Origin of the sequence: Paenibacillus plantarum (assembly GCF_013141695.1) — a bacterium.
Taxonomy (GTDB): domain Bacteria; phylum Bacillota; class Bacilli; order Paenibacillales; family NBRC-103111; genus Paenibacillus_E; species Paenibacillus_E plantarum.
Map to the genome: position 1 here is coordinate 525,508 of NZ_WHNY01000075.1, position 20,721 is coordinate 546,228.

26 protein-coding genes are annotated in these 20,721 nt (G+C 47.2%); 20 read left to right on the forward strand and 6 right to left on the reverse strand.

The features are described 5' to 3' along the window. Positions 1-4: 4 nt before the first annotated feature. Both GC096_RS30400 and spoVM read left to right on the forward strand, forming a co-directional pair. The gene (locus tag GC096_RS30400) at positions 5-250 is read left to right on the forward strand and encodes a hypothetical protein (RefSeq protein ID WP_171635556.1); all 246 of its coding nucleotides are present in this window, start codon (positions 5-7) and stop codon (positions 248-250) included. Between the two features lie 335 nt (positions 251-585). Beyond that, entirely contained in the window at positions 586-666 is an 81-nt protein-coding gene (gene spoVM / locus GC096_RS30405; protein ID WP_036634233.1) for a stage V sporulation protein SpoVM, read from the forward strand. 104 nt (positions 667-770) lie between these two features. On the opposite strand, the gene rpmB is transcribed toward spoVM, so the two are convergent. Next, positions 771-959 carry a 50S ribosomal protein L28 gene (gene rpmB, locus GC096_RS30410; protein WP_029197753.1) on the reverse strand — a complete coding sequence of 63 codons (189 nt, stop codon included), beginning with the start codon at positions 957-959 and terminating at the stop codon, positions 771-773. 249 nt (positions 960-1,208) lie between these two features. Here rpmB and GC096_RS30415 point away from each other — a divergent pair, with 249 nt between their 5' ends. The 8 genes from GC096_RS30415 to GC096_RS30450 all read left to right on the forward strand — a co-directional run bounded on the left by GC096_RS30415 (position 1,209) and on the right by GC096_RS30450 (position 9,842). Then, positions 1,209-1,568: an Asp23/Gls24 family envelope stress response protein gene (locus GC096_RS30415; RefSeq protein WP_028558212.1), complete on the forward strand. Its 360-nt coding sequence runs from the start codon at positions 1,209-1,211 to the stop codon at positions 1,566-1,568. A 29-nt stretch (positions 1,569-1,597) separates the two neighbouring features. Next, positions 1,598-3,334 carry a fatty acid kinase ATP-binding subunit FakA gene (locus GC096_RS30420; protein ID WP_171635558.1) on the forward strand — a complete coding sequence of 579 codons (1,737 nt, stop codon included), beginning with the start codon at positions 1,598-1,600 and terminating at the stop codon, positions 3,332-3,334. A gap of 45 nt (positions 3,335-3,379) precedes the next feature. Beyond that, the gene (locus tag GC096_RS30425; RefSeq protein ID WP_171635560.1) at positions 3,380-4,240 is read left to right on the forward strand and encodes a fatty acid kinase binding subunit FakB; all 861 of its coding nucleotides are present in this window, start codon (positions 3,380-3,382) and stop codon (positions 4,238-4,240) included. A 3-nt stretch (positions 4,241-4,243) separates the two neighbouring features. After that, positions 4,244-6,292: an ATP-dependent DNA helicase RecG gene (gene recG / locus GC096_RS30430; RefSeq protein ID WP_171635562.1), complete on the forward strand. Its 2,049-nt coding sequence runs from the start codon at positions 4,244-4,246 to the stop codon at positions 6,290-6,292. A 94-nt stretch (positions 6,293-6,386) separates the two neighbouring features. Beyond that, complete coding sequence (locus GC096_RS30435) at positions 6,387-6,653, forward strand: DUF1294 domain-containing protein (protein WP_312886373.1); 267 nt, start codon at positions 6,387-6,389, stop codon at positions 6,651-6,653. A 615-nt stretch (positions 6,654-7,268) separates the two neighbouring features. Then, entirely contained in the window at positions 7,269-7,556 is a 288-nt protein-coding gene (locus GC096_RS30440) for a stage VI sporulation protein F (protein WP_171635563.1), read from the forward strand. Between the two features lie 305 nt (positions 7,557-7,861). Continuing rightward, positions 7,862-9,076 (forward strand): collagen-like triple helix repeat-containing protein, encoded by a 1,215-nt coding sequence (locus tag GC096_RS30445; protein WP_216626334.1) that lies wholly within the window; start codon positions 7,862-7,864, stop codon positions 9,074-9,076. Between the two features lie 106 nt (positions 9,077-9,182). Next, positions 9,183-9,842: an S-Ena type endospore appendage gene (locus GC096_RS30450; RefSeq protein WP_171635565.1), complete on the forward strand. Its 660-nt coding sequence runs from the start codon at positions 9,183-9,185 to the stop codon at positions 9,840-9,842. Positions 9,843-9,900: 58 nt separating this feature from the next. Here the strand turns inward: GC096_RS30450 and GC096_RS30455 are convergent, their stop codons facing one another. Then, a complete protein-coding gene (locus GC096_RS30455) occupies positions 9,901-10,239 on the reverse strand; it encodes a DUF3992 domain-containing protein (RefSeq protein ID WP_171635567.1) in 339 nt (112 codons plus the stop codon). A 31-nt stretch (positions 10,240-10,270) separates the two neighbouring features. Continuing rightward, positions 10,271-10,645: a DUF3992 domain-containing protein gene (locus GC096_RS30460; protein WP_171635569.1), complete on the reverse strand. Its 375-nt coding sequence runs from the start codon at positions 10,643-10,645 to the stop codon at positions 10,271-10,273. A 316-nt stretch (positions 10,646-10,961) separates the two neighbouring features. On the opposite strand from GC096_RS30460, the gene GC096_RS30465 reads away from it, so the two are divergent. From GC096_RS30465 to GC096_RS30500, 8 genes are all read left to right on the forward strand, one after another. Next, complete coding sequence (locus tag GC096_RS30465; protein WP_063795520.1) at positions 10,962-11,333, forward strand: YhjD family protein; 372 nt, start codon at positions 10,962-10,964, stop codon at positions 11,331-11,333. After that, on the forward strand, positions 11,330-12,607 hold the full coding sequence (locus GC096_RS30470; protein ID WP_171635571.1) for a DNA polymerase IV: 1,278 nt from the start codon (positions 11,330-11,332) through the stop codon (positions 12,605-12,607). The genes GC096_RS30465 and GC096_RS30470 overlap by 4 nt, the downstream gene beginning before the upstream one ends. Continuing rightward, positions 12,604-13,128, forward strand: coding sequence for a YhjD family protein (locus tag GC096_RS30475; protein WP_216626293.1), 525 nt, complete (start codon positions 12,604-12,606; stop codon positions 13,126-13,128). Before GC096_RS30470 ends, GC096_RS30475 begins: the two co-directional genes overlap by 4 nt. A gap of 147 nt (positions 13,129-13,275) precedes the next feature. Beyond that, positions 13,276-13,956, forward strand: coding sequence for an SOS response-associated peptidase (locus GC096_RS30480; protein ID WP_171635573.1), 681 nt, complete (start codon positions 13,276-13,278; stop codon positions 13,954-13,956). A gap of 38 nt (positions 13,957-13,994) precedes the next feature. Continuing rightward, positions 13,995-15,158, forward strand: a complete 1,164-nt coding sequence (locus GC096_RS30485) for a metallophosphoesterase (RefSeq protein ID WP_171635575.1) — start codon at positions 13,995-13,997, stop codon at positions 15,156-15,158. 5 nt (positions 15,159-15,163) lie between these two features. Beyond that, positions 15,164-15,706, forward strand: coding sequence for a hypothetical protein (locus GC096_RS30490; protein ID WP_171635577.1), 543 nt, complete (start codon positions 15,164-15,166; stop codon positions 15,704-15,706). A gap of 42 nt (positions 15,707-15,748) precedes the next feature. Further along, positions 15,749-16,747, forward strand: a complete 999-nt coding sequence (locus GC096_RS30495) for a CobW family GTP-binding protein (RefSeq protein ID WP_171635579.1) — start codon at positions 15,749-15,751, stop codon at positions 16,745-16,747. A 130-nt stretch (positions 16,748-16,877) separates the two neighbouring features. Further along, the gene (locus GC096_RS30500; RefSeq protein WP_171635580.1) at positions 16,878-17,336 is read left to right on the forward strand and encodes a Fur family transcriptional regulator; all 459 of its coding nucleotides are present in this window, start codon (positions 16,878-16,880) and stop codon (positions 17,334-17,336) included. Positions 17,337-17,409: 73 nt separating this feature from the next. Here GC096_RS30500 and GC096_RS30505 read toward each other — a convergent pair whose 3' ends face one another. After that, positions 17,410-18,477 (reverse strand): polysaccharide deacetylase family protein, encoded by a 1,068-nt coding sequence (locus GC096_RS30505; protein ID WP_246303058.1) that lies wholly within the window; start codon positions 18,475-18,477, stop codon positions 17,410-17,412. Between the two features lie 121 nt (positions 18,478-18,598). Beyond that, positions 18,599-19,096: a GNAT family N-acetyltransferase gene (locus GC096_RS30510; RefSeq protein WP_171635582.1), complete on the reverse strand. Its 498-nt coding sequence runs from the start codon at positions 19,094-19,096 to the stop codon at positions 18,599-18,601. Between the two features lie 154 nt (positions 19,097-19,250). Between GC096_RS30510 and GC096_RS30515 the strand changes: the two genes are divergently transcribed. Continuing rightward, complete coding sequence (locus GC096_RS30515) at positions 19,251-19,535, forward strand: hypothetical protein (RefSeq protein ID WP_056624777.1); 285 nt, start codon at positions 19,251-19,253, stop codon at positions 19,533-19,535. A gap of 82 nt (positions 19,536-19,617) precedes the next feature. On the opposite strand, the gene GC096_RS30520 is transcribed toward GC096_RS30515, so the two are convergent. Beyond that, the gene (locus GC096_RS30520; protein WP_171635584.1) at positions 19,618-19,794 is read right to left on the reverse strand and encodes a hypothetical protein; all 177 of its coding nucleotides are present in this window, start codon (positions 19,792-19,794) and stop codon (positions 19,618-19,620) included. Positions 19,795-19,961: 167 nt separating this feature from the next. Between GC096_RS30520 and GC096_RS30525 the strand changes: the two genes are divergently transcribed. Continuing rightward, positions 19,962-20,711, forward strand: a complete 750-nt coding sequence (locus tag GC096_RS30525; RefSeq protein WP_171635585.1) for a hypothetical protein — start codon at positions 19,962-19,964, stop codon at positions 20,709-20,711. The last annotated feature ends 10 nt before the right edge of the window (positions 20,712-20,721 follow it).

Here is a 20,721-nt window from a genome sequence, read left to right on the forward strand (position 1 = left end):
GACAATGAGATTTCTCTGGTTACTGATGTACAGTCTGCTTTGCGCGGTATTATTGACGTGTTTTTCAACCATAGACGATTTTGTGAAGTACATTTTCTCGCTTGGCGCTCTCTACGTAGGGATGCGGTTCTTCCGTCGATTTGAACAAATTAGCTTCCGCGTATGGTTTATCGTCATCTCGGTATTCTTCTATTTCATATTTAGTTTAATTGTTGCATTGTACAATGAGGTGGGCATAACCGCTCCCTAGCACGCATACATATAGTTACAAGAGTGATGCGCTCTTGTAGCTTTTTTTGCTTTCTGGAAGCAACTGAATTGTGGGAGGAAGTAAAAATAGAAGGCACTTTTTCTACGCTCTGGGCATACACTGTTGTAATGATGTTTTAGGAGCAGTCATGCACGTTGTGAAACGTTTGCTCAAGAAGGTCAGTGAACTGGCGCTAGAACAAGCAGAAGCTTGTGAATAAGGCGGCTGACGGGCCGCGAAGTGAATGCTTGAACGAGGTCAGTGGACTGACGATCATTCTAAGCTGATGCTTTCGAACCCAGTTTTCTGACGAAAACTCTAAGGAGGGGTAGAGAATGAAATTCTACACAATCAAACTGCCGAGATTTTTGGGAGGATTCGTGAAAGCTGTACTTAATACGTTTAGTAAAAACTAGGGTTTGCCCATACTTACGTCATTCTCCCCAGGAATGCAAAAAAAGCACCGATTAAGGTGCTTTTTGTCATTCACATAAGTAAGTTAAGTATCCGTAGCTACGAATTAAACGCGAGCCACTTTTCCGGATTTCAACGCACGAGTACTTACGTAAACCCGTTTCGGTTTACCATCAACGAGGATGCGAACCTTTTGAACGTTAACTCCCCAAGTACGCTTGTTTTTATTGTTAGCGTGGGACACGTGATTTCCTGAACTAGGACTTTTACCTGTAATGAAACATTTGCGGGACATGTTTGACACCTCCTTCGGCAGTATACAAAGAAGCCTGGGTGGCAAGCCTAAGCTTGACATGACAGTATTCCTCAAATTTTTACTTGTGATACGTGAACGTAACCAGCAAAAACACACTTAAACATAATAGCATAGCAAAAGGAGCCTAGTCAACGAATTAGCTTCATTTTTGCCGTTTATTTATGAAGTATGTTATAGTACAATGAAGATTAGTCTTGGTATAGCGAAACTTGAAGGAGTTGTTACATAATGCCGATTGAACTCACAACCGAGTATGGAAAAGTGTATATTACCAATGAAGTGATTTCAACTCTGGCCGGATCTGCTGCATTAGATTGCTATGGTCTTGTAGGCATGGCAACGAGAAAGCAATTGAAGGATGGTATAGCTGAATTGTTAGGTCGAGACAATTTGAGTCGTGGTGTCGAAGTTCGTAGAGAGAACGGCCGACTTGAAATTGATCTTTATATTATTGTCAGCTATGGAACCAAAATATCCGTAGTGGCAGGTAATGTCCAAACGAAAGTCAAATATATTTTAAATGAAGTTGTAGGGCTGCAAGTAGACGACGTGAACATCTTTGTTCAAGGCGTGCGAGTGGCCAAATAAAAGCCCGATAACCAGGAAGGGGAATCACTTTGAGTAAGCGCTTTATTTCAATAAATGGAAATGACTTCACTGCCATGGTCTTGGCGGGTGCGGATAACCTTCGCAGGAATGTAGATAAGGTTAATGGATTGAACGTATTCCCTGTACCCGATGGAGATACTGGCACCAACATGAATTTAACACTCACAGCAGGCTGTGAGGAACTGAAAAAGAAGCCATCTTCTCATATTGGGAAAGCAGCTGATGCATTGTCCAAAGGGTTACTGATGGGTGCAAGAGGCAATTCCGGTGTGATTTTGTCACAATTGTTCCGCGGTTTCGCGAAATATGTGCATGATTTAGAAAGTGTGAATGGCCAGCAATTCGCGGCTGCCTTGCAGCAAGGCGTAGAAACAGCGTATAAGGCTGTTGTGAAACCGGTTGAGGGCACGATTTTAACAGTATCGAAGGAAGCGGCTAAACATGCCGTGCAATTCCGCCGCAGCAGTGATGTATTGGATTTGATGAATGAGGTGTTGGGCAGAGCCAAGGAAGCACTGGCCAAAACACCAGATCAACTTGCGATTCTTAAACAGGTCGGTGTTGTTGATGCAGGAGGCCAAGGTCTTGTCTGTGTCTACGAAGGTTTCGTTACGTCGTTAAGCGGTGGATTGGTACAAGTCGATGAGGACTTTGCTACGATGGATACGAATCTAGGTGAGGTGTCTCTTCTTCCTGGTATGAATTTGGCCAAAGAAGTACATGCTCATATGCCAGCACAAGCCCATTTAGCTACGGAAGATATCGAGTTCGGCTATTGTACGGAATTCATGTTGACGATTGCTCCAGGCAAGGTCAAGGGCTTTACGTTTGATGAAGGCGTATTTCGTGAGCAACTCAGCAAGCTGGGAGATTCGCTCCTTGTTGTTGCTGATGAAGAGCTCGTGAAGGTGCACATTCATGCAGAATACCCTGGCGAGGTTATGAATCAAGCGATGAATTACGGCGCACTCAGCCGGATCAAAATCGAAAATATGCGTGATCAGCATTCACATATATTAGAAGACGTGACGCATGGGTATGAGGCTCCTGTTGTGAGTCCTGCTGCTGCAGTTGCTGTGCCCAATAAGCCGTATGGCTTTGTTGCAGTTGCACTGGGTGATGGAATTACGGACATTTTATCCAGTGTGGGTGTGGATGTCGTGCTGTCTGGCGGACAAACGATGAACCCAAGTACAGAGGATATCGTGAACGCAGTGAACAGTATTGATGCGGACACGATTTATGTGCTTCCGAACAACTCGAATATTATTTTGGCCGCGCAGCAAGCGGTTGATCTCGTCGATAACAAAACACTGATCGTCATCCCATCGAAATCCATTCCGCAAGGACTAGCAGCCATTCTGGCTTTCCAGGAGAAGGCGGATGCACAGATCAATACGGACGCGATGAATGAATCACTGCGACGTGTGAAGTCCGGTCAAGTGACGTATGCGGTGCGTGATACGAACATGGATGGGATCGATATTAAGCAGGGCCATTTCATCGGTATTCAAGATGGGCGGATTGTCTCTTCGCAGCCAAGTCTGATGGACGCTTGCAAGAAGCTGCTGGAAGAAATGATCGATGAAGGCAGCGAAATCGTAACGATCCTGACGGGCGAAGATGCGACGGAGGAAGGCATGGAAGAGTTGGAGATTTTTATCCAGACGATGTATCCAGATATGGAAATTGAGCTTCATCCTGGTGGACAACCCTTGTATGCTTATCTATTCTCCGTTGAATAGGATCGTACAAGCAGGTAGTGTAAATTCGTGATTGGAGTGAGCCCTGTGACAAATATTCGTATTGTAACGGATAGCACGGCCGATATTCCATTGGCTGTCAGAGAAGCGTTGAACATCGAAATGGTGCCGCTCAAAATTAATTTTGGCGAGGAACAGTATTTGGACGCGGTGACGCTGCAATCTGAGGATTTCTATACGAAGCTGACGTCATCCTCACACTTCCCAACAACGTCAACGCCTTCACCTGGTGAGTTTCTGAACTTCTATCAAAGCTTGTTGGAGGAACCTGATGCCGAGGTGATCTCGATTCATTTGGCTTCCGTGTTGAGTGGAACGTACAGAACGGCTGAATTGGCTGCTTCAATGCTTGAAGGAGATCAAGTCGGCAGGGTTCACGTCATTGATTCTTGTTCGGCCTCGTATGGGATAGGTGCGCTTGTTGTAGCTGCTGCCGAAGCGGCTCGAACTGGGAAAAGTGTGGACGAGATCCTAAAGCTCATTGAGACGATGAGAGCGCAATATTATATTTATTTCCTTGTAGACACGCTTGAGTTTCTTCAGAAAGGCGGTAGAATTGGCAAGGCTTCGGCCTTGTTCGGTTCCTTATTAAACATTAAGCCGATTCTTTCTTTGGATAGTGCGGGTGAAGTGACGGTTATTGATAAAGTTCGTGGTAACAAAAAAGCGATTGCACGCATTCTTGAGTTGTTAGCGGCGGATTTGTCCGATAAGACGATCCGCACGCTGCATATTGCTCATGCTAATAATTTGGAAGGTGCGGAGGGGCTGCGAGAGGCCATCGTGCAGCGGTTCGCTGTGGAGCACGTGGAATATATCACTTTAGGTCCTGTTATTGGCGCACACGCTGGACCAGGTACCATTGCAGCCTTCGTAGGTACGGTGTAAGAGATGGATTTAAATCAAGTTGAAGTACGTGAAGTCCATGGAGTTGGCGCTCAAAAAGCACTTGAGCTAAACGCCATGGGCGTTTTTACAGTTATGGATTTACTCGAATATGTGCCATTTCGTTACGAGGATTACACAGTTCGCGATTTAGCTAGTGTGAAGGATGGCGACCGTGTCACCGTGAAGGGCTATATCATTGGGGAACCGGTGCTGCAGCGCTATAGCGGCAAATCCCGACTATCCTGTAAGGTGATGGTCGACGATTTTCTGTTAACGGCGGTGTGGTTTAATCGCCATTTCTTGAAGGATCGCTTGCGGCCACAGCAGGAGATTGTTCTGACTGGCAAATGGGACGCCAAGCGCCGGCAAATGAGTGTGTCCGATTCGGAGTTCCCCGGACAAGGGGATTCGAACACTGGCACCATTCAGCCGGTGTATTCGGTTGTTGCGGGCACGATTACGCAGAAATGGATGCGTAAGATCATAGGGCAGGCGCTGACACAGTACAGCGCCTTGATCCGTGAGGTGCTGCCGGCGAGTATCACCGACCGGTACGGGTTTATGTCGCGCAGCAAGGCGCTGGCTATTATCCACACGCCGAGTGGCGTGGAGGAGGGCAAGCAGGCGCGGGGGCGCATGGTGTATGAGGAGCTGTTCCTCTTCCAGCTCAAGCTCCAGGCTTACCGGGCTGTGACGCGCAGCCGCACGGATGGTTTGAAGCAGCAGGTTGATCTGCCTGCTGTACGCGCCTTCGTGCGCGCGCTCCCCTTCCAGCTGACGGAGTCGCAGAAGAAGGTCGTTGGTGAGCTCCTGCACGACATGCAGGAGCCCTACGCGATGAACCGACTGCTGCAGGGCGATGTCGGTGCGGGGAAGACGATCGTCGCGGCTATAGGGCTCTACGCGACGGTTACGGCTGGCTACCAAGGCGCGCTGATGGTGCCGACGGAGATCCTCGCTGAGCAGCATAATCGCTCGCTCAGCACGTTGTTCGAGCCTTATGGGCTGCAGGTCGCGTTGCTGACCGGAAGCTCAACAGACCGCCAGCGACGGGATCTGCTGGCCTCTTTGCAGATGGGCTTGATCCATGTGTTGGTTGGGACGCATGCGCTGATTCAAGAGGATGTGTATTTCCGCCAGTTAGGTCTCGTTGTGACGGACGAGCAGCATCGCTTTGGGGTGAACCAGCGCAGCATCCTGCGGCGCAAAGGGATGAATCCGGACGTGCTGACGATGACGGCGACGCCGATCCCGCGCACGCTGGCCATCACCGCGTTCGGCGACATGGACGTTTCGACGCTGCGCGAGCTGCCGAAGGGACGTAAGCCGATCAAGACGTACGCGGTTCAGCATGCGATGCTGGAGCGCGTGCTCGGCTTTATTCAGCGCGAGGTGGCCGCAGGCCGGCAGGCGTATATTATTTGTCCGCTCATCGAGGAGTCGGACAAGCTGGACGTTCAGAATGCGATCGACGTCCACATTCAGTTGCAGCAGCATTTTCCGCAGATGCGGATTGGCTTGCTGCATGGGCGTATGAGCGCGCAGGAGAAGGAAGCGATCATGCGCGCCTTCAAGGAAGGCACCGTGGAGGCGCTCGTGTCGACCACGGTGATTGAGGTTGGCGTGGACGTGCCGAACGCCACGCTGATGGTGATCTACGACGCCGACCGTTTCGGCCTGTCGCAGCTGCACCAGCTGCGCGGCCGGGTCGGGCGGGGCGAGCACCAGTCCTTCTGTGTGCTCATCGCCGACCCGAAGACGGAGGTCGGCAAGGAGCGCATGAAGGCGATGACGGAGACCACCGACGGCTTCGAGATTGCGCGGCGCGATCTCGAGCTGCGCGGGCCGGGGGATTTCTTCGGCACGAAGCAGAGCGGGCTGCCGGAGTTCCGCATCGCCGATATGATGGCGGATTTCGAAGTTATGGAGCAGGCACGCGATGATGCGGCTGAATTAGTCGGCGACTCGACCTTCTGGACGGGAGCTTCGTTCATGCCGCTCAGGGCGTATTTGGAGCGGGCTCATATTTTTGACAGCGAAGTGCTAGATTAGTAGATCATGGACGGAGACACAAGTTGACCCCTAGCGCGTTCCCTTTTAAGATAGGAGTAGTTGCACTATTTTAGGGGAGTGAAGGTGTACAGCCGTGACTTATTTTCTCATTTATTTATTATTGATGAATATCATTACGTTTGTTGAGATGGGACATGACAAAGGACAAGCCAAAAAAGGTGGGCGCCGCGTACCGGAAAAACGCCTGTTTCTACTCGCTGCTCTCGGCGGTGGGATAGGCGGTTGGCTCGGCATGCGCATGTGGCGTCACAAAACGAAGCACACTTCGTTTGTTGTGGGCTTTCCGCTGCTCATTGCGTTAAATTGCATTTGCGTCATTCTCATCGCCATGTATATGTAAGTGAAGGGACAGTTGCCGGGAACGGTGGCTGTTTTTTTGTGTGGGATGTTAGGTGGATGGCTAGCTGAGAACCTCCGAACCCCGAAGTTCGACCTGAACCTGAACCTGAACCTGAACCCCCGAACTCCTGAACTCCTGAACTCCTGAACTCCTGAACTCCTGAACTCTAAGCCCCTCCTTGCCGGCCGCGCACCTCCCCTAAACAATTTAACGGGAAAAACTCCAGCTATTTTCTTTGAAAACTTCCATAATTGAAGATTAGATGGATATTATGTAGGTAAAATCAATGATTTTAGAAGTTCTTCACATTTTTGATCAGAATACATGCATGAAATCCAGTTAATTGTTATTTTTCGATCAATAGCTCGAATTTAGCTGTACTTTTTCCATTTATACGACACCTCCGCCATGCATAGGCACCTCAACGCGCCTCCGGATCCGCACGCGCTGCGTGCATAGAGGAGGAAAGCCACCCGAGTATTGGTCATTTTGCTGCAAAATGGCTTGTACCACTTAAAACTAACGTCATAGGTTTTTTTATATGCATCGGCCTCAGTCAAGTTTGCCTACATTCACTCATAAGATAGGAGCATGACGGGTATCGGAGGTGCGGGTATGAGTTATCAGCAATATGGCATCGATCCTGCGCTCGTGGAGCGTGTAAAGTTCAAGATGAAAAACCCTGAGGTAAAGGAACGCATCAAAATGCTGCTGCAAGGCGTCACGAAGGCAGATTTACAAAACACGGCGAAGGTTACGCGTCTAATCGGTCTTGCTGCGGGTATTTTCGGTGAGAAACTCAGCGGGAACCAGACACACCAGATTTTAACGTTTATCCTGGCGCAAAAGATTGATCCGAACAACACGTTCCACTTGATTCGATTATGGTCTATATTTCGATAGCTGCATGATGAAAACGCCACATGTGGAGCGTGAGATGCTCTGTTTGTGGCGTTTTTTGCTATGCCGATGTGGGGGCATAGCAGGGGGGACACAAAGCTCTCCTGTGATATTTGGTGTAAGGGCTGCTACGCTTACTGCAATCTAATGAAATAGCTGCGAAAGGCCTTTGGGTAAACTCCGTAAGGTCCTTTTTCATGTGGGTACATTTTTATCCAAGGGGAGACATGAGTACAAGCATATTAAGCTGAAATTCATTTACTAGTAATAGAGTCGTTTGAAGCAAGGCCTTAGGGAGGGTATCATTCGTGAACTATTGCGGTCCTGCAGATGAGGATGAATTTCAAGAAAGATCACATAGACATTGTTCATGTTCAGTTGCTTTAAGTTGCAGTGGCATTCCGTGCGTATGTCCAACGGGTCCAACGGGAGCAACTGGAGCAACTGGAGCAACTGGAGCGACCGGAGCAACTGGAGCAACTGGAGCAACTGGAGCAACTGGAGCAACTGGAGCGACCGGAGTAACTGGAGCAACTGGAGCAACTGGAGCAACAGGAGCGACCGGAGCGACTGGAGCGACCGGAGCAACTGGTGTAACCGGAGTGACTGGAGCAACTGGAGTAACTGGTGTAACCGGAGCAACTGGAGCAACTGGAGCAACTGGAGCAACTGGAGCAACTGGAGCAACTGGAGCAACTGGAGCAACTGGAGCAACTGGGGAGACTGGAGCAACTGGAGCGACCGGAGTAACTGGAGCAACTGGAGCGACCGGAGCAACTGGAGCAACTGGAGCAACTGGAGCGACCGGAGCAACTGGAGCAACTGGAGCAACTGGAGTAACTGGAGCAACTGGTGTAACCGGAGCAACAGGAGCAACTGGAGCAACTGGAGCAACTGGGGAGACTGGAGCAACTGGTGTAACTGGAGCAACAGGAGCAACGGGTCCAACTGGAGTAACTGGAGTAACTGGCCCAACCGGTCCAACGGGGGCGACTGGAGCGACTGGAGTAACCGGTGCAACTGGCCCAATTGGCCCGAATTTTGCGTCGACTGGATTTTCTGCATTCTTGTCTACGCTATCCATTGCAACAAGTACACAGCTTACGAATTGGTCGACGGCTAGTCCGTATTATGGAAATGCGAACTTTAACGCAGTTACCGGCAACTTCACGGTGCCGACAACAGGAAGGTATACGATACTGGCAACGATTAACTACTCCACGACTGCAGCTGTCACTGTGAGCTTAGGCGCCGGGATCAATCCATTTTTTGCCGTGCAGCGAACATCCCCTTCCGCGGTCAATTTGGTGAGTGGTTTTCTACCTATTTTAAATGTTAACGTAGCATTGCTCCTTACTTTGCGCGCCGTATTGGGAACCGGTGAAATTACATTGGCTGGGGACGTTTCTTTGTCGGCTGGCGATGTTATCGGCCTATTCTATAACGCGGCTGGATTAACGATTTCAATCAATATAGGCAATGGGACAACTGGCGTTGTGTGGTCGATGCACCAGATTGCCTAGGTGATTATTGAAATAAATCCAAAACATGTATAACCATTAAGGAGAAACATTCATCTAATATAAATAGGGAATAGGAATCGATGCATAGAAGGGAGGAGGAGGTGAGGTGATCAAGAAGAAAGGCAGCGCAAGGAAAAAGGTTATCGAGCTGACCATCGTTCACAAGACATCGTCTTCCTGCCTATCTTTAAACAAAGGAAAGGTCAGTAGGCCGAAACAGACGAAGCGGTGTTATCTTCGATCGATGACGAGGATGGCTCATCCCAGTCCCTCTTGTTCTCGCAGCCGATATCCAACCAAAAAGCCAAAGCCGGAATGGAACTTAAATCCAAAGCCTAATCTGAAGTTTATATATAAGCCAGTGGTTAAACCTTGTCCACCACCTAAGCACCACCATTGCCATCCTCCACCTCCGCCACCGCCGCTGACAACGATCAATAAAGAGTGCTGCGGCAATATACTTCTTCAAGGCAATCAACCTGGATTTCGGATATGGGAGATCGATGTGGAGTCCAAGATCGAAGTGGCTCAGATTAGTATATTTTCGAGTTCGAGTAGCACCCAAGCGATGGAGGTTGACATTGAAACTCATGACGGCGATAACAAGCGACTGAGCGTTCCTCCTGGCAGTACCATAAATTTTATAGGCCAAAGTGTCAAAGCCATTGCCATCTCTTCATTAGGTGATGAGATGAGTTATGTGGAAGGCAAGTACGTCATCTCCACTACACTCCAAATCGAATCCGAACATCCATGCTGCGAATGAATAAGGTGGTTTCTCACGGTTAGTGAAAAACCACCTTATTGTGGTGTGCTTTTTAATTTTACATACTGTATCGCACAGTTATACAAAACTCCCCGCTTGCTGCTGCTGTTGTCAGAATAGTAATCGTATCAAACCGCCCGACAGTAAACGAGGTGCTGCCTCCTGGCGCCACAATGATAGCGGTCATGACGGGAGCTGCCGAACGGAGAAAATTCACTGTAATGTTACCGGTTCCCGTTTCATTTTTGATATATCCAGTGCCGCTAATCAGAGTTGCCAAATTATCTGTGTAAACGGTGGTTGTACCTGCTGCAGCCGTTAGCCAATTCGTACATACTTTATCCTGTACGTAGGTTTTTTCCGAACAACAGCAAAGAGCTGTGTTGCAAGAGCACATGTTGAGTACCTCCTTTAATTTTCAATTGACATTATTGAATCGAATAACGGGTCGTGATACAAAATTCACCTTGATATAAGCCAGTGTCTGTTCCATCCAGTGTTAACTGTATCGTGGTGAAGCGTTGGTAAGTAAAAGCCAGACTTGTTCCAGGTTCAATGGAAACGGCAGCCGTTAGGATGGAAGTCCCCGCACTGTTCAATACATCCAACGTAATAGCTGCAGGTCCAGAATCGAATTTCACATATCCCGTACCGATAAGGTTCGGATTAATATTATTCTTGTAAGCGACAATATCTACATCTGTGGCATCTACTGTGCCGGTCCATGGCGTACATACTTTATCCTGCACGAAATTTTTCTCTGAGCAGCAAGTTAAAGCAGTCGCCGAATTATCGCATGCCATAGTTAAGAAAACCTCCTCCGTTTCTTTGTTTCTAAACTAGTTAATGCAGGCAATTACCCGAACGCTTGGACATCCGCCTGAATGATGAATATTTAATATGACATGTCTGGGTGCGACTTCAAGTGTTTGGCACAGATTGGCGGTAAGGCGATGCTTGTTTTCAATAAATAGGTAAAAATTAGGTAGAGTAATTGAAATTAACTGCAGTTCATCCTTTTATTGGTGAAAAATATCCGAAAAACCACTTGCATAACGAATACGTGTTCGGTATATAATATGTAAAAACGAATATATGTTCGCATATGGTGGTGAGAACATGAGTGGTTCATCAAGAGTAGAGACAGAAGAGGATGTTCAAATGATTAAGGAATACACACTGTTGCCGATTTTGCTTGATATGTTAGCAAGAGATATGGAGGAACTTAAGGTTTATAAAGATAAAATTGTTTATAATCATATTCTTTTCTATCTCAGAGAGGTTGAGATGGGGATTTATCCAGAATTACAGCAGTTGAAAAGCAAGATGAAGCAGCGAGAGATTAAGGTGATTCACACGGAAATGAATGCTTTAGGAATTCAAGTCGAATACAAAGTTCGAGGTTACATTCATCATTTCACGATGCTTCGTAGTTTGGTCAAGGCTGAGCTTATGACTATGCTGATGAATATGCGGGGGGAATTGCGATGAGTAAGGGGAACAAGGGCGGGGAACGAACGATTTTCCTGGCTGATTGTCAGAGCTTCTACGCAAGTGTAGAGAAGGCCGATCATCCAGGTCTAGATAATAAGCCAGTTGCCGTAGCAGGAGACCCTGCGTTAAGGTCAGGTATTATTTTAGCTGCCTGCCCTGTTGCCAAAGGATATGGTGTATCGACAGCCGAACGGTTGGGTGAAGCGTTGAAGAAGTGCCCTGACCTGATCGTCATGCGGCCGAGGATGCAGCATTATATTAATGTTTCGTTGCAAATAACCGAAATTTATCAGGAATTTACGGATCTCGTTGAAATTTTCAGCATTGATGAGCAGTTCCTTGACGTCACAGGGAGCCTGCCGTTCTTTGGAGATGCAGAGCAGGTAGCTAGAAGTCTGCAGTATAAGGTGCTCAAACAAACGGGGGTTAAGCTGCGGGTCGGAATTAGCTCGAATAAAATTCTAGCGAAAATCGCGACAGATATATGGGCCAAAAAGAATGCGACGGGCATTTTCACACTGCTGCCATCCGCTGTCGAGGAGCACTTGTGGAAGGAACCTATCAGCAAAATGTTCGGTGTAGGTTCGCGGATGACGGCGCATTTTGCCAAGTTGGGCATGTATACGATTGGTGAGGTGGCGCGGACGCCGCTGCCTCAGCTAAAGCAGAAATTTCGTGCGCGTTTTGGTAAACAGTCGGACATTCACGCGGAGGTCATGTGGCGAACGGCAAACGGGTTGGACGACAGTCCAGTTACGCCGGGCACGTTCGATACGCCTCCGAAATCGATCGGTCATATGATGACGCTGCCGAGGGATTATGCGGAATCGTCGGAAGTGAATACGATCCTCATGGAGCTGACGGAGGAGGTGTGCCGGGATTGTCGGCGCAAAGGTTATATGGCCTCTATTGTGACGGTTAGCTGTATGTGCAGTCCCTTTGATGCGCCGACAGGTTTCTCGCGCCAGATGAAGATGCCAGACCCGACGAATCATACGGGCACTGTTTTTCAAGCTGTGAAGCAGCTTTTCTATAAATTCTGGGACACGATGCCAGTTCGTCGTGCTGGCGTGATGCTGAGTCAGTTCGTGAACGATGAAACGTACCAGCTCACCCTTTTTGAAGATCAAGTGAAGGCACGTGAATTGGAGAAAGTAACGGATAGCATTAAGGATCGGTTCGGCAATGCGGCGATTGTTCGCGCGTCCTCCTTGACGACAGCTGGCCAAGCGAAGGTTCGCTCGCTCAAAATCGGAGGTCATTATAAATGAGCAAAAAATTGCAGAATAACGGTTTATGGGAGTCGAGCCGCATGATGCTGCCCCAACACCGTGAAGCAGCTCAAAGCCAACGTCATGACAAACCAGTTCCTACGAAACGCCCGACAGCGGATGACATTAATATTATACGAGAATCTGTGCTGCTGCCGCTCATGCATACGATTATTGTACGAAGGGCGCGTGAAGTGGAGCGTTCCTCCGAGATGCTAAGAACACTTTATTCGAAGGTGGCTCAGGTGCTGGCCAAGAACATGCACGCCGACTTAGCCAAAGTAAAGCGTCATATGCTCGAGAATGACATGCATGTCGCGGAAGAGGAGAAAGACGATCAGATGATCCGTTACCGGTATCGGTGCCGTGAGCATGAAGATCGATTTACGATGACGAGGGACTATATGCGTGCTGAAATTGGTGCGCGAATCGGCCGATATGCGGACAGTCTGGTGACAACCATTTATGGGACGGATCCGCGTGTGAGTGTGTTAGAGAAGGAAACGAAGAAGAAATCGTGAATCTGCCTGAAGATATCGCTAGCGCCCCTTCGCACAGCCTGAAGAAGAACAGTTCTTCGGGCTGTACGAATTGACGTAAGCCTATCTTTTTTCCATAATGGAGAGAGGGGAATGGGATAACGGTGTGAAGGAGAAGGATGTTAACCTATGTGCGGACGCTACACGATCACTGTAACGTTAGAGGAATTGATGCTGCGTTACGATATGTACGATACTTTTATGCCGAGATATAGCCCTAAGTATAATGTTGCGCCCGGACAGCAGGTGATGGCGATCGTCCATGACGGGCAGCGAAATAAGCTAGGCGAACTGCGCTGGGGACTGATTCCAGAATGGGCCAAAGATGAGAAAGTTGGCTATCAGATGCTCAATGCGCGCTCCGAAACCTTGGCGGACAAGCCTGCCTTCCGCAAGCCATTTGAACGTAAACGCTGCCTGATCCCAGCAGATTCTTTCTATGACTGGAAAGGAAGCGGCAAGCATAAGCAGCCCATGCGCATCATGTTGCGCAGCAAGGAACTGTTCAGTATGGCAGGGCTTTACGATACATGGACATCTCCCGAAGGTGTGCGCATCTCAACGTGTACGGTCATTACCACGGAATCGAACGAGATGATGAAGGATATTCATGAGCGTATGCCGGTCATTTTGCCACGAGAGAAGGAAGCTGTTTGGTTAGATCGGAGTAGGAAGAATGTGGATGAACTTCGTCCGCTTCTGCAGCCATACCCCTCGGAGCTCATGATGGCGTACCCGGTGTCTAGCCGAGTGGGGAATGTGCGTAATGATGATGAGGAATGTATAGAGCCAATAAGTCTTTTGCTTTAAAAGGTAGAGGCTAGCAGAGAATAGGAGCGTCAAGAAACATGAGAAATGGTATGTTGCTCAGGGTCACGATTATACTTGCTATTGTAGCGGCGATCAACGGCTATATAGGCTGGCACTTGAAGGTTTTTTTATCGCATTTATTGGGTGATTCATTTCATCCCTGGTTGTATTGGCCGGTGTTTTGGATCATTGCGTTCTCCTATGTCATCGGGCGGTTTGGAACGAAGGTGCTGCCGCCAACGCTAACACGACTGCTTAATATCATGGGTTCCTATTGGTTGGCTCTCATCCAATTTGGCATTCTTCTTTTGCCGATCACGGATGTGGCGATTGGGGTGTTGTATGCAGCCTCGGTGTCATCAGCTAGCTATGTGCCAATACTGGGGTGGATCGTTATAGCCATTCTATTTATTCTCCTCCTAGCAGGCTCATATCTGGCGCGAACCCCGGTTATCCGCAAATATGAGATTACGATTCCTAAACAAGCGGGGGACTGGGAACAGCTTCGGGTCGCAGTCGCTTCGGATATTCATTTAGGTGCTGTCGTCGGCAATCGCCACTTGCGCAAGCTTGTTAAGCATGTGAATGCGATGAAACCTGATCTGATTCTGCTGCCGGGAGATGTCATTGATGATGATATTAAACCTTTTATTCGTTATCAAATGGGACAGACCATGCGAGAGTTGCAGGCACCGTTAGGCGTGTATGCTGTGCTTGGCAACCATGAATACTATGGCGGACATATTCCGGCCTTCGTGGAACAAATGGAACAAATCGGCGTTCGTGTGCTGATGGATGAAGTTGTTCATGTCCAAGAACGCTTCTATCTTGTAGGGCGTAAAGATAAGTCTGCGGAACATTCCGCTGGAGGACGTAAAGCGTTAGTCTCCTTGATGGAGGGACTAGACCTTGCCCAGCCGATTATCGTTATGGACCATCAACCGTACCAGTTAGACGTAGCGGCCGCCGCAGGCGTTGATGTGAATTTGTCAGGTCATACGCACCGCGGTCAAATAGCGCCGAACCATCTGTTCACTAGACGGATCTTTGAATTAGATTGGGGCTATTTACGCAAAGGGAATTTACATGCGATGGTGTCCTCGGGCTTCGGTACATGGGGACCACCGATACGATTGGGAAGCCAATCGGAAATTATTGAGCTGACGATCCACTTTACAAGTCATGACAGAGAAGAGGGGTAACACCTATGCAAGAGTTAGAGAAGAAACAAATTACACCTGTGGAGCTGGCAGCAGCGATGATGCAGTTTACGATGAAAAGCATAGAAAATAGTTGGGACACGTTGAAGCCTGCCATTATGGCCTATCTACCACAACCTGTCTTAACGATGGCCAAAGAAGATGAACTGTTAAGAGAGATTTACATAGCGGCTTTGGCGTTGGAGATTTACTGTATTCCGCACGCATTCGATGAAGAAACAGCACGCCTAGTCAGTCGAGGTATGGGCGAGGTGATGGCTTCAGACAACATAGCGGAGCATCGTTTATCGGAGTCGATCGGACACAATTATCTCCCTAGATTAGAAGCAGTTGCCGAAATGGCACCTGAGGACTTGGCGCTTGAACTTGTTCAAGAAGCAGCGAAAATTCTGTACGAACGTATAGAGCTTCCTTTAAAGCCGGCAGATCCAAGTACAAGTCTATTGTGGGCAAAATTATTTCCTTTTTTAGCGGGCATTGTTGGGAAATGGCCGATCTTGGCCACCAAATTTGAAGTGAAGACCGAGTAAGCGTGGGCGTAATTAGCCCGAGGATGGAGGTAAGCAGCATAAATGGCAAACAAACGAGTTCATGTCTATGTGTTATCTGGATTTCTGGGGAGTGGTAAAACGACTTTGCTCACCAAAGCCATCGATTATTTCACCGAAGCGGGCCGCAAGCCGGCTGTGATTATGAACGAAATAGGCGAGGTGAATTTGGATGGACAATTAATTGCTAATGAAGTCCCTATGTCGGAACTGCTTGGCGGATGCATTTGCTGTTCGAGTCGTGGTGATCTTGGCACAGCGTTGAACGAATTAGTGACAGGGGAACAGCCAGATTTAATTTTCGTTGAATCGACGGGGATTGCGAATCCTATGGAAATTATTGATGAGATTACGGACGCTTCGCTCATACTCCCGATAGAGCTTTCAGCCATCATCACAGTTGTAGATGCCCCGCAGCTACTTGAATTAAATCGAACAAGTCGCGGAAAAACCTACCGTCTCATGCGGGATCAAATTCGATGTGCGAACTTGCTCCTGCTCAATAAGACGGACTTGCTGCAGGAATCGGCGCTTCAAGAAGTGCATGATCTCGTAAGGGAATGGAATCCTTATGCGGATTTGCATTATACCGTCTTCAGTCAGATCGATATCAAGCTAATTGAAGATATTCATACAGAGGGTTCTGACAGGTCACCAGTTCAGGTAGAATCGAATGAAGAGGTAGTTCCGCATAGCCACGAGCATCATCATGAGCATGATCATCATCATTCGCATAACCATGTAATGGCGTATACCCATTTTTTTGAACGGGCCGTAGATAGTAACGCATTTGAACAATTCGTGAGCCAACTTCCTCAGGAAGTGTATCGTGCCAAAGGGATTCTCAGCTTCTCGGATACATCAAGCCGGTTCTTATTCCAATACGCCTATAGAGAAATGGATTTTGTGAAAATAACGCCTAAGGGCGACGTGCCTGACGTAGCAGTCTTCATTGGGGAGAACTTTGCCAAGGATGTCATTCGCACAGAGTTGCTGAAATTAGAAGCGGAGTCGGATACATAGAAGATAAACAGCCTAATGGCAAGTCCTTGGCTAAAATCCGGTGCATACAATTTCCGTCATCGTTCTACACTTGACGCAAGTGGCCTATTTGCTGCACTATAATAGGAGAACATTTCAACACAGAGGGGTAATGCAAGTGAGTACGCATACGGATACGATTGATGAGATGCTAAGAGCGATGTCGCAGAAGGGCTGGCGCATTACAGAGCAGCGCAGAAGCTTAGCGACCTTATTCGCAGAATCGGGCAGTTACTTAGCGCCGAAGGATGTTTATGATCATATGAAAATAAAATATCCAGGCGTAAGCTTCGATACGGTGTATCGCAATCTCCGATTGTTGAGCGAGATGGGTGTTCTGGAGCAATTTCATTTGGCGGATGGCTTGAAGTTCAAAGCGAGTTGTTTGTCCCATCATCATCATCACATGATTTGCGTCAGCTGCGAGAAGACTGTGACGTTTGAGTTCTGTCCGATGAAGCTTGTAAAGGATTTGCCGGAGAGCTTTGAGATTCAAAGCCATCGGTTTGAAATATTTGGCTATTGTGCCGATTGTAAATCAGCCATGCCTGCTGCTCAGATGAGCGAGTAATTGGCGTTAGATGTATTAAGAAGAAAGCAGTCTGCTGGGGATGAACCCGGTAAGACTGCTTTTTGCATGTGTATTATTTGCTTTTGGTTACGTGTAGCAGCTCAGGAACTGTGACGAACGTATAACCAGCTGCCTTAAGCTTAGTAATTAATGGTCCAATTGCTTGCACGGTGCCTGATAGATCTTGACTGTCCGCACCTCCAGAATGCTGGAGAATAATAGACCCGGGTTTCGTTTGCTGCATGATATTGTGAAGGACCTGATCGGAATTCAGTGATTTCCAGTCGAGGGAATCGACATTCCAGTTCACAATTAAGTAGTGATGATCTGCAATCCATTTGACCTGTTCTTCGTTAATTGCGCCATAGGGGGGACGGATTAACCTAGGTGCGTAGCCGATAAGGTTGTGTAAAATGTTTTCTGTACTCTCAATTTGGTTTTGAAATTTATCCACAGAGAGCTTTGGTAAATTCTCATGGCTGTAGGAGTGGTTGCCGATGACATGCCCCTCATTCACGATTCGCTTGATGACATCGGGATGCGAGTTAGCCATAGCACCAAGTACGAAAAAGGTTGCTTTCACTTGATTTGCTTTTAAGGCATCAAGTACTTTCGGCGTAAACCGAGTATCGGGTCCATCGTCAAAGGTTAACGCGACTTTCTTCTCCTGACTGGAGCCGCGGAGCTTGAACGTGTCGGGATATTTAACAACCAGCTGAGAGAGTGTAAGCTTTTTCTGAGAAATTCTAACTTGGCCTTGATTTTTTTGAACGGGCAAAGAAGGACGCTTAGAGACCTCGGGTTGAGCTACAGGCCTTTTCGGATTGATCTTAGGCTTCAAGCTGGGAGTCAACGTAGGACGTGGAGCAAGTGTAGGGTTTGGAGCTCGTGTAGGTGCTGTGGGCAACGCAGAAGCAGAGGGCGTGCTCGCGGGTGGCAACATGCTCAATTGCTTGGAACCGGAAGCATCTGTAATCAACGGGGACTCCGTAAAGTCCCTAATAGCCTCCAGGGATGTCTGAGTGACATCTGGAGTCGAATGTTGGGTTGAGCTCTGATTTTGAAAAGGCTTCGTTAAAGGCGTACCGCAGCTGGTTACAAGCAGACAAACGATGCTAAAGGACCAAAGCCGCTTGGTCATGACAATCCCCTCCGAGCATTATGACTATACTCTAGGTTTTGTAAGGGGAGGCGAAATTATCCCGTGCAAATAACGGAAACAGATTCTTCTATAAGAGGGGCCGAGTAACAAGGGGGATAGGCTATGAAATAATTTTTTGAAACGTAACAATATCTAAAAAATGACCCCATTTGAAGCCAACCTCTCGATAGTGTGCACATTGTTGGTAGCCATTTCGGGTGAACATATGGATGCTAGCTGAATTATCCGCACAAACAGTTGCAATTAAAGAATGGAAGTCGCGCTCCTTCGCGAACGCTTCAACATATTGAATAGAGGCAGATCCGATCCCCTTGCCAACGCATGCTGGATGAAGATAAATGGTCACTTCACCTGTTGTATCATAGGCTTGTTTTTTCTTATGGGGCATAATTTGAACATAGCCTTGCAACTTCTCATCTAGCAGAATGACATACGTTTGATAACGAGGATTAGCGTGGACGACACTTTCTGTGAATTCGGGTAACGCAACAGGCTCCGTATGGAACGAATAGGTTGAATGAATAACGAAATGATTGTAAATATCCATCAGTAAAGGAATATCGGACGTTTCTAAAGGCTTGAATGTTGGGGAAGACATGATGTGGGCACCTCACTCAGTTAAGAAGTCAATTTGCAATATAAGTTCAACGGGGGAAGCTAATCCCTTGCTCCGAAATGACATTTTCAAATAGACATTCCGTCCTAATCCATGTATCTTAGATAATATATCTACTAGAATTAGGGGGAGTCACATGTCGGGCAATTCAAGTTATATTCTCGTGATCGTCATTGGTGTTATCGTACTCGCTGGCCTGACTTACATGAATCTTCGCAAAATAAGCAAATCCACAGCCGATTTGACACAGCTTAAAAAAAGAACCCTTCTCTGGAGCGAAATTTCCCTTGCATTGTTCGTTGTGCAATTGTTTTTCCGTGATCGTAACGGCGGATTCTTATTGTTCTTCGGTATACTCACCCTGTTCACAGGGGCGCATTACTTAGGGGTCTTATATTATTCACGTAAAAGAAACCGATAAAAGTGAAGAGGCTCTCCACGTAGCGTGCTACGGAGGGGAGCCTCTATTTGATTGTCTCAATCTATACGCCTGCACGGACGTGCTAGTCGTTCCAAGTCGTTGGCTTCGTCTTTGTCGGTGTTTTCCATTTCTGATACCATTTCTTCTTCTGCTTCTGCTTCTGTCCCATTAATGTTCGTAACTGCAACATCACAAGCTTAGCGCGGTCTTCATCGGCATACTTGTCACGTAGATTCTCAAATACAGGCTGATCTTTCATGGCTGACCTTCTTTTCTGACTGTAGGATGAATGTAAAACAGAGAATGTATGTTCTTGTTTTTGATTATAGCATAAAATGGAATAGAGGATCAAGCCTACCAGAAGGAGAGCGTGTTGTAAATGTGGAATGTAAGTAGCAGTCAAACAAATTCCTAACGAGGTGAACAATGAAAAGGTTTATTTTATTATTACTAGTACTCTCTGTCCCAGTTGGCGTAGCTGGAGCTGCTACTTTAAATGGAGATTTCGAAGGGAATCCTATTGTACAAGTAACATCCGAAGGGCAAAATTTAAAAGTCGATGAATTACCCGCAATGATTTATAAAGATCACACTGTAGTGCCCTTGTCTATGTTACGACAACTTGGGGTTCTCGTGACATGGAATCCCGCTACATATAGTGTAAATGTGACAATGCCTCAATCTACCTCAGCCAATCCATTAAATCCAGCCAAACAAGAATTAGAAAACTTGACGAATGTCTATCAATGGCTAAAAGATACGGATACAGCCTTGCTAACTTTCTCGCAACAACTTCAGCAGTATGCCAATTTAACGAATGGAAATGAATTTACGAGTCAATTAAATATGGATTTTGAAGAATTAATGAAACAATACAATGAATCCACCCAAATGGCACTAAATCTTATACAAACAGTAAGTAATTCAGATGATCTTAAATCCATTATTAAGAATGAGAGCGATGCATATAACAATCTTCAACAAACAAAGAGTTTGCTAGTGTTTAAACTTATTGGAAATAGTATGCCGGATTTCGAGAAACAATTTGGCATCAGCCTGCTTAACGCTACGCGTACAGCACAAAAAAACTTGAACAACACGAATGCAATCCTTCATGAACTGCAACGTAAGCATAACGAACTCTTGCAAGTCAAATCTTCTAAAACAAGCACCTAGACTATAGGGG